We start from the raw sequence: 14499 nt of genomic DNA on the forward strand, positions 1-14499 counted from the left end.
ACAGCCTGTACCGCTTGTGTGCATACGATCCGTTCATTTTCGTTATGCAGTTCAATATACCATTAACAGTCGACAAATAAAAATAGGTTCATACAATCTGCTATACATCCAATCATAAGAGTAGTGAGATTCATAGGATAGGGTATCCCATAGCATTGGAGGTGTTACTCATGGGCGTGTTTCTCGATATGAGAACTTCGATGAACTCGGCAACCGTAGGACAGCCCGGTTTGTCACTGTCAGAATCCCCGACAGCTTTTGGCACCATTGGTCTACAGACGCAGGGTGTGGTGAATCCCATTATTACGTTGAACGGAACAGTAGGTGTTACGGGAGAACTGGGAGATACCTTTGTTGTGGAGCTTGTGCGGGGTTTTTTATATGATCCTTTCTATATCATCTACCGTGCTGAAGGTACGATTGGACAGAACGGAGGTGCCGAATTCCACTCGTTCACAGCTCAGGATCTGTCTGCACCACCAGCATTGGAAAGTGTGTATACTTCGTTCATCTCGGGGGTGTCCACAGCAGTAAGAACCGGGCCGGAGATGTTATACGGTATTGCAGCCACCGGTTAGTAGTGAAAGGCGAAATATTACAGGCAGAGTGCTTCGTCATCACTTCTGTTGACGGCAGAGTTCGCTTCATACCCCAGAGACGCAAGACAATGCAGCGATAGGTTTCGACTAGCGCTCAGCAAGAAACCCCCGGCTTAAGCAGTCGGGGGTTTTTGCCGTACAAGCATCTGCACGTTTCAATACAAATCACGAATCTAAAGTTTGAAACTGTCCAGGATCAGTTGGCACGGCCTTTCAGAATGATGTTGTTGGCTTTGCCAAAGTCGATGGCAACTTTGCCTGCGAGTGCAGCTGTTCGCTCCGCAAGGATAACCGCATTGACGCCACAGGAGAAGAGAGCGACATCGAAGGTATGTTGATTATTCTGAATCCAGTGCAGCGTTTCATCCATTTGATCATAGCTGTCGAAGGGCAGGGCAGTCACAATGTTCAGATTATACGGCTCACGTTCGAGCATGACACGCAGTTCCTCAATCTCACGGGTAACGAGTAACACACGCTTGCCTGCAAGCATCTGCCAGAAACGCGGGTTCTGCGCCAGTTCCCGATTAACACAGGCGTGACAAGTCATCGGAGGAGAGATGCCAAAGTGTGCAAATACCATATCGGTCAGGGGTCTTTTGAGATAATCGGGAGCATTAATGGTGCTGTCACCACGAGGAAGAATGCCCACGATATCGGCACGTTGCAAGGAAGCGGCGACTTCATCCCGTAGTTTCGGGTTGGGAAGACGAAGTCCCTTTTGCCCTAAGTTGGCTTTCTTGGCCCAACGCTCCTGAAGGACCTGTTCCGTGGGCCATACGGTTTCTTGAGACATGACGATATTCTCGCCATCACCGACTCTTACAAGAGACAGCGGTCGGTGTTCCAGAAGTGCCGCTTCGAGCTGATCAAGCACACCTTCCATTTCAAGATAGATCGAATTCATGTGATGGGTTGCCTCCTTTGAAAATTGAACTGTTCTATTCTATGTTGCGAATACCGTAACGATATGTACGTTCGACCCAAAGGGCGCCATCTTCGGTTGTATATCAATCTATTTATATAAAGTTAGTACATCTGTCGGTACCGCTTCTATCAACGTTTCATACGATATAGAGTGCTGGATTCACAAGCGAGATGTGGCTTGAAAGCGATCAGATAGATAGAAGATGGTCTTCGTAGGAAGACGGCATCAAAACTATGAAAACAGTCTGTATCCGGTAAACGGAACTTGCAGCGTTCATGAGGAGGAATGTTATGTCCAGGAAAGTTGTGATTGAGATTAACTTTAACAATTACGGGATGGACCCACAGCGATTAACGCGGGAATGGCTGGAGCGTCGGATGGGCATCTTCCGCACGTTCACATTGCATTGCCTGAAGGCGCAGACGAATCAGGATTTCCTCACAGTGGTGAAGTTGTCCAAGGAATCCGGGGAATTAATGCAGGAGATTCTGGCGGGTCAGGAGCCGCTTCCCTCCAATATTCGTTTTGGAACCAATATGGAGAGTGTGCGTGCCATTTTGGAGTTTGCCAAAGGTGCGGAGCAACTCTATATTGCTCGTCTGGATTCGGATGATTTATACCATAAAACCTTTGTTCAACAACTCTACGATATTCAACCACAGCTGCAGACGATGGCACTGATTAACCAGAACGGATATCTGTGGGACAGTGTGAATAACGAGATGGCCCCAGCGTTTCACCGTTCTCCACAGTTCTATGTCTACTTATATAAGACAGCCGAATACGCAGCAGGATACCGGGTCAAGCTCCCGGGCAGAGGTACACATGGCAATGTCATTGAACTGCCGCACGAGCTGCTTGCTCCGCGCAATTATGTCAACATCGTGCATTCGAACAATACTTCAACCAAAAAGGTACCGCCCAAAGACCGGTTAAGCCGGGATGAGATGGCACAGGTACTACGCGAATTCATGATCTGATCAGGGAGGGATTCATCCATGATTCAAGGACAAACGATTCTGATCACCGGAGGAACGGGCTCCTGGGGTCAAAAGCTGACCGAGGTGCTGCTGGAGCAGGACCCGGCTGAGATTCGCCTTCTGTCACGTAATGAATACGCCCAGATTGCGATGCAGCGAGACTTCAACCATGATCCGCGTCTGCGATTCATCATTGGGGATATCCGCGATTATCGGGCAGTGGAAGATGCATGCAGAGGTGTGGGTGTGCTCTTCCATTTGGCTGCGCTGAAGCATGTTCCGGTCTGCGAGGACCAGCCTGATGAAGCGTTCAAGACCAATGTGATCGGTACCCAGAATATTATTCGGGCTGCGATACGTATGCAGGTTGCCAAAGTCATCGATGTGTCCACCGATAAGGCGGTAGATCCGATTAACGTATATGGCATGACAAAGGCTTTGGGTGAAAAAATGATGATCCGTGCCAACTGGCTAAGTGAAGGTACCCAGTTTGTCTGCATCCGCGGGGGCAATGTGCTTGGAACCAGCGGCAGTGTTGTGCCTTTGTTCCGGCGTCAGATCGATGAAGGCAAAAGCCCGACCATTACAGACAAAGGCATGACCCGTTTTTTCCTGACGCGTACCGAAGCTATACATTTACTTCTTAAGGCGGCTGAGGCGGCCGTGGGCGGAGAGACTTTTGTGATGAAAATGAAAGCTTGCAAGATGACGGAACTCGCATCCGTCATGTTGGAACAGGCAGGTCGTCCATCCTTCGATTATAAGGTGACGGGAATACGTCCAGGCGAGAAATTGCATGAAGTCCTGATCTCGCCCTATGAAGCGCCGCGTACGTATCAATATGATGCGCAGTATTATGTCATCCTGCCGGAGCACAAGGACAAGAGCCTGACGGATCAGTACAGCAGTCTGCCACGTGTGAACTTCTCCGAGTATCGCTCGGACAGTGCCATGATGAACAAACCAGCGATTGCCCGGTTTTTGCGTGAAGGTGGCTATATCGATTAGGGTGTATCTCAAAACTCGTTCGGAGTTTTCAGACACGCCCACCGAGGGGAGGCGGAGCGTTTGGAGGTGGTAGGAATGGAAGAAAATCATCAGCACAACCAGCACGAAGGAAATGAAGAGTTACAGCAACGTGCCCTCATACAACATATTAATGACCGCTCCCTAAAAGCTGTTGTCATCGGTCTCGGTTATGTTGGTTTACCCATGGCTGTAGAGATAGCACAGGCCGGTTATCAAGTCCACGGGATTGACATCGATACTTCCAAGGTAGCCAAGCTGAACGCCGGGAATTCGTATGTCATAGGTATAGAAGATGATGTTGTGCAGTCGCTTATGCAGGCTGGATTATTCACGGCAAGCACCGATTATGCAGCGGTGGCACAGGCCAATGTCATTGTGATCTGTGTGCCCACCCCACTGACCGCCGAGCATCAACCGGATGTCTCGTATATCTCGGCGGCGGTGGATGGCATGACTCCGTATTTGCAGGAAGGCAGCCTGGTTATATTGGAAAGCACGACCTATCCGGGCACAACGGAGGAACGCGTCAAACAACCGATTGAAGCGGCAAACGGCTGGCGAGCTGGAGAACAGTTCTACGTCTGTTATTCTCCAGAGCGGGTAGATCCGGGCAGTGTGCATTATGGTGTGAAAAATACCCCGAAGATTATTGGCGGTTCGACACCCGCTTGTCTGAATTATGGTAAACAGTTCTACGGCTCGTTCCTCAACGAAGTTGTTCCGGTAAGTTCAACAACGGTAGCGGAGACAGCAAAGCTGTTCGAAAATACATTTCGCAGTGTCAATATTGCACTCGTGAATGAGCTGACCCCGGCCTGTGAACAGATGGGGGTAAACATCTGGGAAGTACTGAATGCGGCGGCAACCAAGCCGTTTGGTTATATGCCATTCTATCCCGGTCCCGGCATCGGAGGGCACTGTATTCCAATCGATCCGATCTATCTGTCCTGGGCTGCAAACCGTCAGGGATCGGAGCTGCAATTCATTCAGCTGGCGGATGCAACCAATCGGCAAATGCCAGAGAGAGTGGTGAAGCGTGCCTCGGAGCTGCTGGAGCAGAATGGTGTAACTGTGCGAGGAGCACGTGTTGTACTGGCGGGTATGGCTTATAAAAAAGACATTGACGACTTGCGCGAATCGCCAGCATTGGACGTTTTTCGGCTGCTGAGTGCAGCCGGCGCAGATGTGGTTTTCACCGATCCAATGGTGCCTGTCTTCCGCAAGGATGACGGTACAGTGCTTCAATCCCGGCCGGCTACGCCGGAATTGTGGACAGGAGCTGATCTGGTGATCATTACCACGGATCATTCGGCATTCGATTATCAGGAGATGGCAGATCATGCAAAGCTGATTTTTGATACACGCAATGCAACGGCTGGATGTTTCGGGGGAAATATTGTGGTGCTGGGTCAGCCGGTTCACCGAGTGAAAACGGGAGAAACCTATGGCGAATCATGATCGAGTGAGTGAACGCTACTACGGCGAGATTAATTCGGAAGATTCTCATGAAGCGACGAGAACGCGTATCCACTGGATGTGCCGTGAGGCAACAGGCAAACGCATCCTGGATGTCGGGTGCAGTCAGGGCATTACGTCCATTCTGCTGGCACGTGAAGGATTTCGTGTGACAGGGATCGATCTGGAAGAAGAAAGTGTTCGATATGCGCAAGCTGAGCTTGCCAAAGAGTCTAGGCCAGTTAGGAACAATGTGGATTTTCGAATGCTGGATATTACGCAATGGAAAGTAAGGACTACCTTTGATACTGTGCTGCTTGGAGAAGTGCTGGAGCATTTTGCTCATCCGGAGACGTTGTTGATCCAGATACATCGGCTGTTGCAAGAAGATGGGACGTTGGTTGTGACTGTGCCGTATGGGTATCACCCGTTCTATGACCACAAGCAGACCTTCTATGCGGGAAGTCTGGCGATGACCCTGATGCCGTATTTTGAAGTCTTGAAACTCGAAGTTCATCATAAATATCTATGTTGCGTGGCCCGCAAACGGCGGAGTTCACAACTGCATAAGTCGCCAACTTTGGATCAACTGATGGAGTGGATGGAACTGGATCATGTCCATTTTGCCGAGGTGGAACATCAGCATCTTCGCGTAATGAAACAGCGCAAGAAGGCACTGGACAGTGCGGTGGAGCAGGTGAAACGACTTCGTCGTCAGGAGAGTGGGGAAGGGTAGCAGTGAAGGTAGGGACAGAGACAGGGACAGAGACAGCGGCAAGGGTAAGAGAGGGTTGGAGCCAAATCTAAGGACACTGCAAGTGTAAGGGCAGAGCCAAAGGCAAACCCAAACCCAAACCCAAACCCAAACCCAAACCCAAACCCAAACCCAAACCCAAACCCAAGGATAAGGACGCTGAAACTGTGCTGCAAGTAACTGTAAGGTAAAGGTAAGGATACTGCAACTGTGTTGCGAGTAACTGTAGAAGCAGAGGCAAACGCAAACGCAAACGTAAATCTAAACTTTAATTTTAAGACTAGGGGAAAACTCCTGCCTGCGTAAATGTGAATAGGAGAGTGCTCTGGAGCATCATTGCGGTTCTTGTTTTGAAGGAGACTAGGGCGCTCCCGCTTAGATTAAAGGGATGGTTTCGAAAGTAGCTTCTGCAAGCTTCCCAGAGCATTTGTCAGGGCACTTGTCAGATCACCTAGCTGGATCATCTCTATTCCACACTGCTGTTTAGTATGACGACAGAGCTATTCTATGTTCTAACGAATCTCACACGTCTTATTTTGATGAATTAGACGAGATGAGAAATGTAACGAATCTCAGCGGCGCTATTTCATCTGGAAGCTGCGATAAACGACGAATGGATGCCTATAATGCGAGAATAGCAGGTCTCAGATTCGTTACATTTACCAGGTGACTGAAATACACCAAATAGCGTCACCTCAGTTCGTTAGCCAAGGTGAAGATGAAATGAATTCCGTGATCAATACCAATACCAAATAAATTGGATTAAACATTTACAGGAAACGGAGAAGACAAAAAGAATATCAAGAAGTGGAGCTAAAAGCGTTCTGAATGAAAGTTGCATCGGAAGCATATGTTTCGTCTTTATCCCCGGATTTATCCTTTATAAAAGGAATTAAAAAAAGTTGGGGATAACAACGATCAGAAAGTTTCTGTCATCGGAGTGTCCAGTGTAAATCTCTTTTAGTCAACTTACGATAGTACGCTGTTCGAAGTATTTAACCAACAAAAGCAAATTGTTATGACATTTCGCAATACGCGTACGACAGGAAGGGGCTCAAAACGTGATCACCATCAGTCTGTGCATGATTGTGAAGAACGAGGAACGCACGCTGACGCGCTGTCTGGACTCGGTTGCCGGCATCGCGGACGAGATCGTCATTGTGGATACCGGTTCATCGGATCGCACGATGGACATCGCTGCGCAGTATACCGACCAGGTCTACACATATGAATGGAAGGAAGACTTTGCCGCAGCGCGGAATGAGTCATTCGCCAAGGCCACGCAGGAGTATATCCTGTGGCTGGATGCGGATGATGTGCTGCTGCCCGCGGAACGGGCGAAGCTGGAGGTGTTGAAGCAGCAGCTTCCGTCCGGGGGGAAGACGGAAGCTGTGATCTTGAACTACACGCTGGCCGAGGGAGCGGAGGGGAGTCCACTTGTGACGGACCGACGCCTTCGCCTGGTCAAGCGGGATGCCGGGTGCCGCTGGCATGGCCGGCTGCACGAGCAACTTAGCTTCCCGCGGGGCGAGGTCATTACGGCAGACATTGCCGTCACGCATCGCCGCAAAGCGGGACATCATTCGGCGCGAAACGTGCGCATTCTGCGCAAATGGATCGCCGAAGAGGGCGTAGCCCAAGGTCGCCTGCTATTTTATTATGCAGGCGAATGTTATGACCGCCAGCGTTATGCGGCGGCGGCACGCGGGTATGTGAAGCTGCTGGAGCAGCCAAGTGGTTACCGCGAGGATCGCCTGATTGCCTGCGCGCGGCTGGCGGAATGTTATGAACGACTGGGTGAGCCGGGCCGTAAGCTCGGAGCATTGCTGCAGTCATTCCAGTATGATCTGCCACATGCCGATTTCTGCTGTGCCATTGCGGCCTGTTTCCATGAGCGGCAGGAACCCGTTTCGGCGATCTACTGGTATATGCAGGCGGTGGACGTGAGCAGCCGCGATTCGGGCCTGCGCCCGGTGCCTATGGCTTGCCGTACCTGGCTGCCACATGCCCGTTTATCCCTTTGTTATGCTCATCTGGGCAACTGGGAGCAGGCACTCATGCATAACACCAAAGCCCGAGAGTACTTGCCCAACGATCCCGGATTACTTGCCAATCGGCAGAAGCTCGAAGTTGTGGTACGCAAAGAGATGAAGGAGCGGGAAGAACGTGGTGAAGTGTCACCGCGTAAGTAGGGAGACGAACTGGGATAGATGAGGACAGAAGGGTTTGAAGCGGGAGTAGAGATAGAGAAAATAGATTGAAGTAGAAGTGAAATAACACAAAAACTAATCCGTTGCTGGTAGGATGCGATAGGGCGGATCAGTGAAAATAAGGGTTGAGTGGAAATAGAGTGTGAGGCACAATTGCCAACAGAAGCAGAAGCAGAAGCAGAAGCAGAAGCAGAAGCAGAAGCAGAAGCAGAAGCAGAAGCAGAAGCAGAAGCAGAAGCAGAAGCAGAAGCAGAAGCAGAAGCAGAAGCAGAAGCAGAAGCAGAAGCAGAAGCAGAAGCAGAAGCAGAAGCAGAAGCAGAAGCAGAAGCAGAAGCAGAAGCAGAAGCAGAAGCAGAAGCAGAAGCAGAAGCAGAAGCAGAAGCAGAAGCAGAAGCAGAAGCAGAAGCAGAAGCAGAAGCAGAAGCAGAAGCAGAAGCAGAAGCAGCAGCAGAAGCAGAAGCAGAAGAAGAAGCAGAAGCAGAAGCAGAAGCAGAAGCAGAAGCAGAAGCAGAACAAGATTAAGAGGTAGAATAGATATGATAGATAAATTATGATGCTGCCATATGTTTAAAGTCCGATAGCTACGAAGTTGGCAGTAAACAAGGATATCAGACCACAATGAAGTATAAGTAAATAAACGATAAAATGCAGAACAAGAGCAGCCCCGCTCAACCGAAAGAGTCGGTGAGAGGGGCTTTTAACGCTTCTGGTGCCGCGTGTATCTCTTGCCATGGTGTAATGATAGTAGCATTTGGTGGGATTTTCACAAGGCATACAGAGCGTTGGAACTTCTGACATGCGGTGCAGTGAGGATTACTCATCAAGATGAGCCGTCGAGTGTTCAGGGCGGTCATATTAGCGGCTAAGTTATTTTACTTTTCGGGTGCTAGGCATCGCACAGACTGGTCCTTCATTCGTAAGCTTTTGCAAGCCCAGCCCCATCCATCATATATTTCGTCATCGATATTGAGGGTAATGGTTTCATCCGTATATTCATTCCAGTTTTCAATCCGGAGCGTGTTTTCACTGTCCCATTCAAGATGGTTATTCCCGTGGTGCTGGGCACGATAGATCGTTTTTACCGTGGCGTCCTCAGGGGCATTTGTCTTCTTTACATCGACCCAGATTGTAACGCCGCCTGCCGCGCCACCATAGGGCACACCATAAATCTCGGCAGTATACTCACCATTCCTTGAAGGCATGGAATAACTCAATTCCCCCAGCTCGGAACGGTCAAATGCTGAGACGTAAGGACGGAGCCAGAAATACAGGAATACAGCGGCAAACAGTACAAGAATCAACAATGTAAATGTAGTGAGGATCGGGTGTCTACGTATCCAAGGTTTGCGAGAATTTGTATGGGATGAACTTGAATTAGCTTGAGTATTTGAGTCCATAAGGTTGAACCTCCATTTGCAGCTTACAGTGAAATTTGCTTTGCAGGAATATAAATGTCCATCTCTCCGTAGTGGTCCTGAGCCAGACTGCCATCAATTCTTTCAAAATAGTAGGGATCACTCTTCTCGTACCCCGAATGGCTCTGCCAATATTCATCGATAAATGTCCAGACACTGTCCAAATGATCAATATTGATGAGACTTGGATGGAAATCACACACAAATTTGAATACGGCATACTGGTTGGCCGGGACCTCAATTCCGTCCAGTTCTTCAGGGATATGATCCAGACTGGTGACCTCTACAGACGGCTGATATGTACTGTAATCCTCGTTAATTTCATTGGTAAATCCGATATATACGTTGGGTTGCAGCACGTTAGGAATCGAATGAAAGTGTTTTTCAAAAAAGTCGTTGCCTGCTGAATTGGCTTCATAGTGTTCTTCATTATCTGCATACCGAATGTGGGATCGTTGCCCAATGAGTTTCATAGCCGGTTTTCGTACATACGTTGGTTTGAAAATATATCCATATGGAAGCGTTGTGATCATGGACGAAGTCATGCGGGCTGTGAATTCAAGGTTTCCAGCTCCCTGTTTGCGATACTGCAGGGGTGTAATGCCGAAGGCTTGTTTGAAAGCACGTATGTAGGATTGTTCATGTTCAAAAGCGTAATGTCCGCTGATATCGATAATCTTCCAGTTCAGATTCACCAATTGCTCCAGGCTGCGTGCCAATTTGCGTGAACGAATGTATTCTCCAGGCAGTTGTCCGCTGACATGTTTGAACATGCGATGCAGGTGGAATTTGGATATATGAGTCACAGATGCCAGATGATCCAGCGTTAATTTGTCTTGAATATGGTCTTCTATGTAGTCGAATAGCTTATCCAGTGTGTCTAGCAGATCGTGTTGCATATCAATCTCCCTACTTCTAATAGTACTTACAGCAATAAATGTTCATTTTTTCCTTATCACCGATGATATCATAACCAAGTACATAATTTAATGACAAGATTGGAGAAAGCATCCATGTTTGCTGACAAAAAAAATTATACAACGTTAGGCATGTTAACTCGATTATGGACACTAACGGGCAAGTACCGTATGTTCATCATTCTGTTACTTTTCGCCGCATGTATGGTCTCCCTGATTGAGGTCGGTTATTTGGAATCGATCCGAAGACTGGTCAAAGGCGCGACTGAAGCACAGTTTTCGTTACTCTACTCAGGTTTGATCATAGGCGTTAGCATTGTAGTATTACGATTGATTGTAACCGCATTCATGACGAGGGTCGAGACGTTATTCCAGCAAAAGACATTATTGTCTGTGCAGTCTCTACTGCTCTCATCCTTTAGCAACACAGAGACACGTGATCTGGCACATTATCATACAGGTGACCTAACCTCTAGGATCTGGACTTCAGCCAAGGAAGCACAGAAAGGGATCAATCAACATGGCATTGAACTCGCGAAAAATATCATTCAGCTGATTCTTGCCTTTGCTTACTTCAGCTGGGTGAACTTGCCGCTGTCGTTGGCTATCATTGCATTCACTTTGATCTATCCTCTTGTAACAGTAGGACTGGGTAAACGTCTACAAAGACAGCATGATCAGTTGAATGCCAGCGCAGCATCAAGAGATGAGATACTGACTGAAATCATCCAAGCCCCGGTTGAGATCCGAAGTTACGGACTCACGGGTTATGTGCACCATCAATTTAAAGGTCGAATGGATCAAGTGTTCAGACATACGATGTCTGTATCTGTGTTACAACGACTTTCGGAAGCAGCCGGACGGGTCTCCACGTATGGTGGCATGATTCTGATTCTCTATCTAGGCGGCATGCAGGTCCTGAATGGACATATGGATGTAGGAGGACTGGCGGCTTTTCTGGTAGCAAGCAGTCAGTTAACTCGTCCGATTGAATCGTTATCTGGGCTGTGGAATGATTTTATTGGTTCGGCTTCTCATGCGTCCAGAATCTTTGAAGTGCTGGATTTGGAGAGAGAGAACACGGTTGCTAATACCAGTACAAATACACATGTACAGTCCGATACGCATTTAGGGCAGCTTGAAAAGCAATCTAAACCAGCTGGCATCAACGTGCAGCATGTGTCTTATAGGTATGCGGAGCAAGAAGAAGTGTTAACAGATATTTCTTTTGAAGCCAAGAAAGGAAAGCTTACTGTAATCACGGGGCCAAGTGGATGCGGGAAAACCACGATATTGAAATTAATAGCAGGATTAGATACACCTGTTACTGGTTCGATCCAGGTCATGAATCAGAAGAATTCACTGAAGGATATGCACGAAGTTCAGACAGGGAATGTCAATCAGGTGTATGTTCCGCAACAAGCCTTTATTTTCACAGGTACAGTGGAAGAGAATATTGTTTTTGGACAAGAGGGGGTATCTGTCGATCAAGTAAAGGTTGCGGCCCACATGACACATGCACATGACGCGATTATGCGTCAATCGCTCGGCTATGGGACAGAGCTTCAGCCACAAGGCGGGACGATGTCGGGTGGTGAGCTTCAGCGTATTAGTCTAGCCAGAGCGATGCTGAGGAATCCGGATATTCTTCTGTTGGATGAACCGACGTCATCTCAAGACCCGTGGCATGAGCAACGTTTGAATGATCTTTTTGCCCGAATCACTGCTGACAAAGGCACAACGGTTATTGCCGTTACTCATCGATTATCGCTGATAGAACGGGCAGATCAGGTCATCTATATTCAGAAAGGACGCGTCAAAGATACGGGGACTCATCGTGAATTGCTGGATCGTCCAAACGGATATCGAAGTTATATTGCGGAGCAGGATACGGAAGTGGAGGAACAGCATGAGTAACAAGATTGAAGATGCAGCATATGCCGATGACGTTGAAATGAAAAGCAGTCATGAGAAAAGCGGAGCATATGAGATAAATGAAAATATCGAAAATGAAGCTCATCATCAGATGAACGAAAGTGATGTTCCAGATGACCCAAAACAAGCTGTATCATTGGCAACGGTATGGCCCGTTATTTTTCGCTGGATGAAACCTTATGGATTAGCTGTAGCGATCTTGTTCATTTTTATCGCAGCAGATGCGGTCTTTGATTGGGGACTAGCCTTTGTACAGGGATTCTTCGTGGATGCTATTCATGATGGGGGACAGGAACAGCTTAATGCCACCGCAATGATTTTCATCGCCATTCTGGCAGGATTTATTGTATTGCTCGCGATGCATCGTTACGTGCTGGTATGGCTCAAAGAATCGATGCAACGGGATATGTCCATGGATCTGTTGAAACTGTTAAACCGGATGCCTTATTCCTGGGTGCGCAGACAGAAGTCCGGGGATGTGATGCTTCGCATCAAGGAAGACACCAAGCATGGTGCAGAAGTTGTGGAGGCTATTGCAGAGGGTGTTACGGTTGTATTCATCATTGCTCTATCGCTGGGATACTTGTACAGAGCAGACGCATGGGTTGCGGTTATTGCCTTGGTAAGCGCAGGGGCAATCTGGTTTACGGCGAGGTTGTATGATCAGCGAATTGTACATCTGTCCGATGAGGTCGAATCCAGGGAAGGCGAGTCCCAAGAACAGATCCAACAGTATGTTGAAGGGATACCGGTGATTCAGATGTATAATGCTTCACCGTGGTTTCTCGCTCGATTTCGGACACAACAGCAATCACTGAATCGTGTTCATGCCAAGTTGCAGATGACCCTGAGCATGTCGGATAATGTGGCGATGGCGGTTTTTGGTCTGGCTCAATTGGCAGCGTTGTTCCTTATTGCTTTGTCAGCGGCTAGGGGAACTTTGTCTCCGGGCATGGTTGTTGCAAGTAGTCTGCTGTTTGAACTGGTGGTGTGGCCAGTACTCGGCTTGTCCAGCCAGTGGAGTCAGATGCAAGCCAGCGTGGGTGCATTTGGACGTATCTCTGCATGGTTGAAATTGGCGGAGAACAAGAAGGCAGACACATCCAATACTAAGCACGAGGAGCTTGCACAGGGAATTTGTACCCAAGATCAAGGGAGTACACAAAAAGGGGCACATAAAGAGAACGAAATTGCTATGCTACGTCTTCAACAGGTTACGGTAATAGATGAAAACAGTGGTCGGACGATTTTGGATCAGATTACGTTTAATCTGGTTCCTGGTGAACTGGTTGCTGTAGTTGGCGCCAGCGGTGCTGGCAAATCTACACTGTGCCAAGTGTGTGCGGGGTTGATCGAGCCAACAAACGGAAGCGTATTGCTGGGTGATAAACATGTTGCAGAGTATGTAGAGATAGATGACCAGTCCAGACTGACGTATATGCCGCAGACACCAACTTTTTTCACAGGAACGATCGAAGATAATATTCGTCTGAGTTCAGACGTTACATTGGACAGAGTGAAGTTTGCGGCAGAGCAGGCAGGTTTGGATGAATATATTGAGGCACAGGAAGGACAATACGCAGCAATGTTGCATGAGAAAGGGGCCAATCTATCTGGAGGCCAACAACAGCGACTGTCGCTTGCCAGACTCTTCTTGAGGTCATCTGATCTGTATATTCTGGACGAACCAACGTCATCACTGGATATTCAGACAGAACAGAACGTGATGAATCACTTGCTGAACTTTATGAAAGGCAGCATAGGATTGCTTGTCACACATCGTATGGAGGTTGCTCGTCAGTGCTCTCGCATCCTTGTGATGGAACATGGCCGAATTGCCGAGGATGGAACGCATGAACAACTGATGCAGAGGAAAGGATTGTATTATCGCATGAATGCAAGAGACGGTGGTACAACATGAATGAATCTGGGGTTAAGAAAGTAACGGATACGCTGGAGTTCTTGAGTCAGGATCGGGAAGCACGTCGTTTGTATGAAGAGCGCCAGAAATATTTACATGACGAAGCTACTATGATTGAGTGGGCTACGGAAAAGGGAATAGCTTAAGGAATAGAAAAGGGATTAGTAGAAGGGGAACAAAGAAAGACGATTGAAATTGTGAAGAACATGCTCTCACTAGGACTCGAAGTTGCTGTTATTGCAAAGGCCAGTGGCTTGCCGGAGTCTGAGGTAGAGTCGTTAAAAGATTAAAGTGAAGTTGTAAGGTTGTAAGGTATAGTAGCTTCACCAGATGAATGGGTACGGGTACACTAGCGT

The 14499-nt window shown here is 48.1% G+C and carries 13 protein-coding genes and 1 pseudogene; 11 read left to right on the top strand and 3 right to left on the bottom strand.

The window, feature by feature from the left end; translation table 11 throughout:
• Positions 1–170: 170 nt before the first annotated feature.
• Entirely contained in the window at positions 171–578 is a 408-nt protein-coding gene (locus MKY95_RS08165) for a hypothetical protein (RefSeq protein WP_036610660.1), read from the top strand.
• Between the two features lie 217 nt (positions 579–795).
• Here the strand turns inward: MKY95_RS08165 and MKY95_RS08170 are convergent, their stop codons facing one another.
• The gene (locus MKY95_RS08170; protein WP_339198038.1) at positions 796–1506 is read right to left on the bottom strand and encodes a GT-D fold domain-containing glycosyltransferase; all 711 of its coding nucleotides are present in this window, start codon (positions 1504–1506) and stop codon (positions 796–798) included.
• A 311-nt stretch (positions 1507–1817) separates the two neighbouring features.
• On the opposite strand from MKY95_RS08170, the gene MKY95_RS08175 reads away from it, so the two are divergent.
• From MKY95_RS08175 to MKY95_RS08205, 7 genes and pseudogenes are all read left to right on the top strand, one after another.
• Entirely contained in the window at positions 1818–2507 is a 690-nt protein-coding gene (locus MKY95_RS08175) for a glycosyltransferase (protein ID WP_339198041.1), read from the top strand.
• An 18-nt stretch (positions 2508–2525) separates the two neighbouring features.
• Positions 2526–3515 (top strand): polysaccharide biosynthesis protein, encoded by a 990-nt coding sequence (locus MKY95_RS08180; RefSeq protein WP_339198043.1) that lies wholly within the window; start codon positions 2526–2528, stop codon positions 3513–3515.
• Positions 3516–3590: 75 nt separating this feature from the next.
• Positions 3591–4994 carry a nucleotide sugar dehydrogenase gene (locus tag MKY95_RS08185; RefSeq protein WP_339198045.1) on the top strand — a complete coding sequence of 468 codons (1404 nt, stop codon included), beginning with the start codon at positions 3591–3593 and terminating at the stop codon, positions 4992–4994.
• Positions 4981–5727, top strand: coding sequence for a methyltransferase domain-containing protein (locus tag MKY95_RS08190; RefSeq protein ID WP_339198047.1), 747 nt, complete (start codon positions 4981–4983; stop codon positions 5725–5727). Before MKY95_RS08185 ends, MKY95_RS08190 begins: the two co-directional genes overlap by 14 nt.
• A gap of 1100 nt (positions 5728–6827) precedes the next feature.
• Positions 6828–7016, top strand: a pseudogene (locus MKY95_RS08195) (glycosyltransferase); the annotation flags it as partial.
• A gap of 324 nt (positions 7017–7340) precedes the next feature.
• Positions 7341–7937, top strand: coding sequence for a hypothetical protein (locus MKY95_RS08200; RefSeq protein ID WP_339200079.1), 597 nt, complete (start codon positions 7341–7343; stop codon positions 7935–7937).
• 147 nt (positions 7938–8084) lie between these two features.
• Complete coding sequence (locus MKY95_RS08205; protein ID WP_339198050.1) at positions 8085–8477, top strand: hypothetical protein; 393 nt, start codon at positions 8085–8087, stop codon at positions 8475–8477.
• A 350-nt stretch (positions 8478–8827) separates the two neighbouring features.
• Here the strand turns inward: MKY95_RS08205 and MKY95_RS08210 are convergent, their stop codons facing one another.
• Entirely contained in the window at positions 8828–9352 is a 525-nt protein-coding gene (locus MKY95_RS08210) for a DUF5412 family protein (RefSeq protein ID WP_339198052.1), read from the bottom strand.
• A 23-nt stretch (positions 9353–9375) separates the two neighbouring features.
• Entirely contained in the window at positions 9376–10269 is an 894-nt protein-coding gene (locus MKY95_RS08215; protein ID WP_339198055.1) for a helix-turn-helix domain-containing protein, read from the bottom strand.
• Between the two features lie 114 nt (positions 10270–10383).
• Between MKY95_RS08215 and MKY95_RS08220 the strand changes: the two genes are divergently transcribed.
• From MKY95_RS08220 to MKY95_RS08230, 3 genes are read left to right on the top strand one after another with little or no spacing between them, the layout of a single operon-like run.
• The gene (locus MKY95_RS08220; RefSeq protein WP_339198057.1) at positions 10384–12204 is read left to right on the top strand and encodes an ABC transporter ATP-binding protein; all 1821 of its coding nucleotides are present in this window, start codon (positions 10384–10386) and stop codon (positions 12202–12204) included.
• Entirely contained in the window at positions 12197–14143 is a 1947-nt protein-coding gene (locus MKY95_RS08225; protein WP_339198060.1) for an ABC transporter ATP-binding protein, read from the top strand. The genes MKY95_RS08220 and MKY95_RS08225 overlap by 8 nt, the downstream gene beginning before the upstream one ends.
• A complete protein-coding gene (locus MKY95_RS08230; RefSeq protein WP_339198063.1) occupies positions 14140–14289 on the top strand; it encodes a hypothetical protein in 150 nt (49 codons plus the stop codon). The genes MKY95_RS08225 and MKY95_RS08230 overlap by 4 nt, the downstream gene beginning before the upstream one ends.
• Positions 14290–14499 lie beyond the last annotated feature (210 nt).

The organism is Paenibacillus sp. FSL P4-0176 (assembly GCF_037975265.1).
Classification (GTDB): Bacteria; Bacillota; Bacilli; order Paenibacillales; family Paenibacillaceae; genus Paenibacillus; species Paenibacillus amylolyticus.

Bases quoted from the DNA above. Each gene is read 5' to 3' on its own strand.
- MKY95_RS08215 (WP_339198055.1), bottom strand. From the start codon at position 10,269: ATGCAACACGATCTGCTAGACACACTGGATAAGCTATTCGACTACATA.
- MKY95_RS08185 (WP_339198045.1), top strand. From the start codon at position 3,591: ATGGAAGAAAATCATCAGCACAACCAGCACGAAGGAAATGAAGAGTTA.
- MKY95_RS08190 (WP_339198047.1), top strand. From the start codon at position 4,981: ATGGCGAATCATGATCGAGTGAGTGAACGCTACTACGGCGAGATTAAT.
- MKY95_RS08180 (WP_339198043.1), top strand. From the start codon at position 2,526: ATGATTCAAGGACAAACGATTCTGATCACCGGAGGAACGGGCTCCTGG.
- MKY95_RS08225 (WP_339198060.1), top strand. From the start codon at position 12,197: ATGAGTAACAAGATTGAAGATGCAGCATATGCCGATGACGTTGAAATG.
- MKY95_RS08165 (WP_036610660.1), top strand. From the start codon at position 171: ATGGGCGTGTTTCTCGATATGAGAACTTCGATGAACTCGGCAACCGTA.
- MKY95_RS08175 (WP_339198041.1), top strand. From the start codon at position 1,818: ATGTCCAGGAAAGTTGTGATTGAGATTAACTTTAACAATTACGGGATG.
- MKY95_RS08220 (WP_339198057.1), top strand. From the start codon at position 10,384: ATGTTTGCTGACAAAAAAAATTATACAACGTTAGGCATGTTAACTCGA.
- MKY95_RS08170 (WP_339198038.1), bottom strand. From the start codon at position 1,506: ATGAATTCGATCTATCTTGAAATGGAAGGTGTGCTTGATCAGCTCGAA.
- MKY95_RS08230 (WP_339198063.1), top strand. From the start codon at position 14,140: ATGAATGAATCTGGGGTTAAGAAAGTAACGGATACGCTGGAGTTCTTG.
- MKY95_RS08210 (WP_339198052.1), bottom strand. From the start codon at position 9,352: ATGGACTCAAATACTCAAGCTAATTCAAGTTCATCCCATACAAATTCT.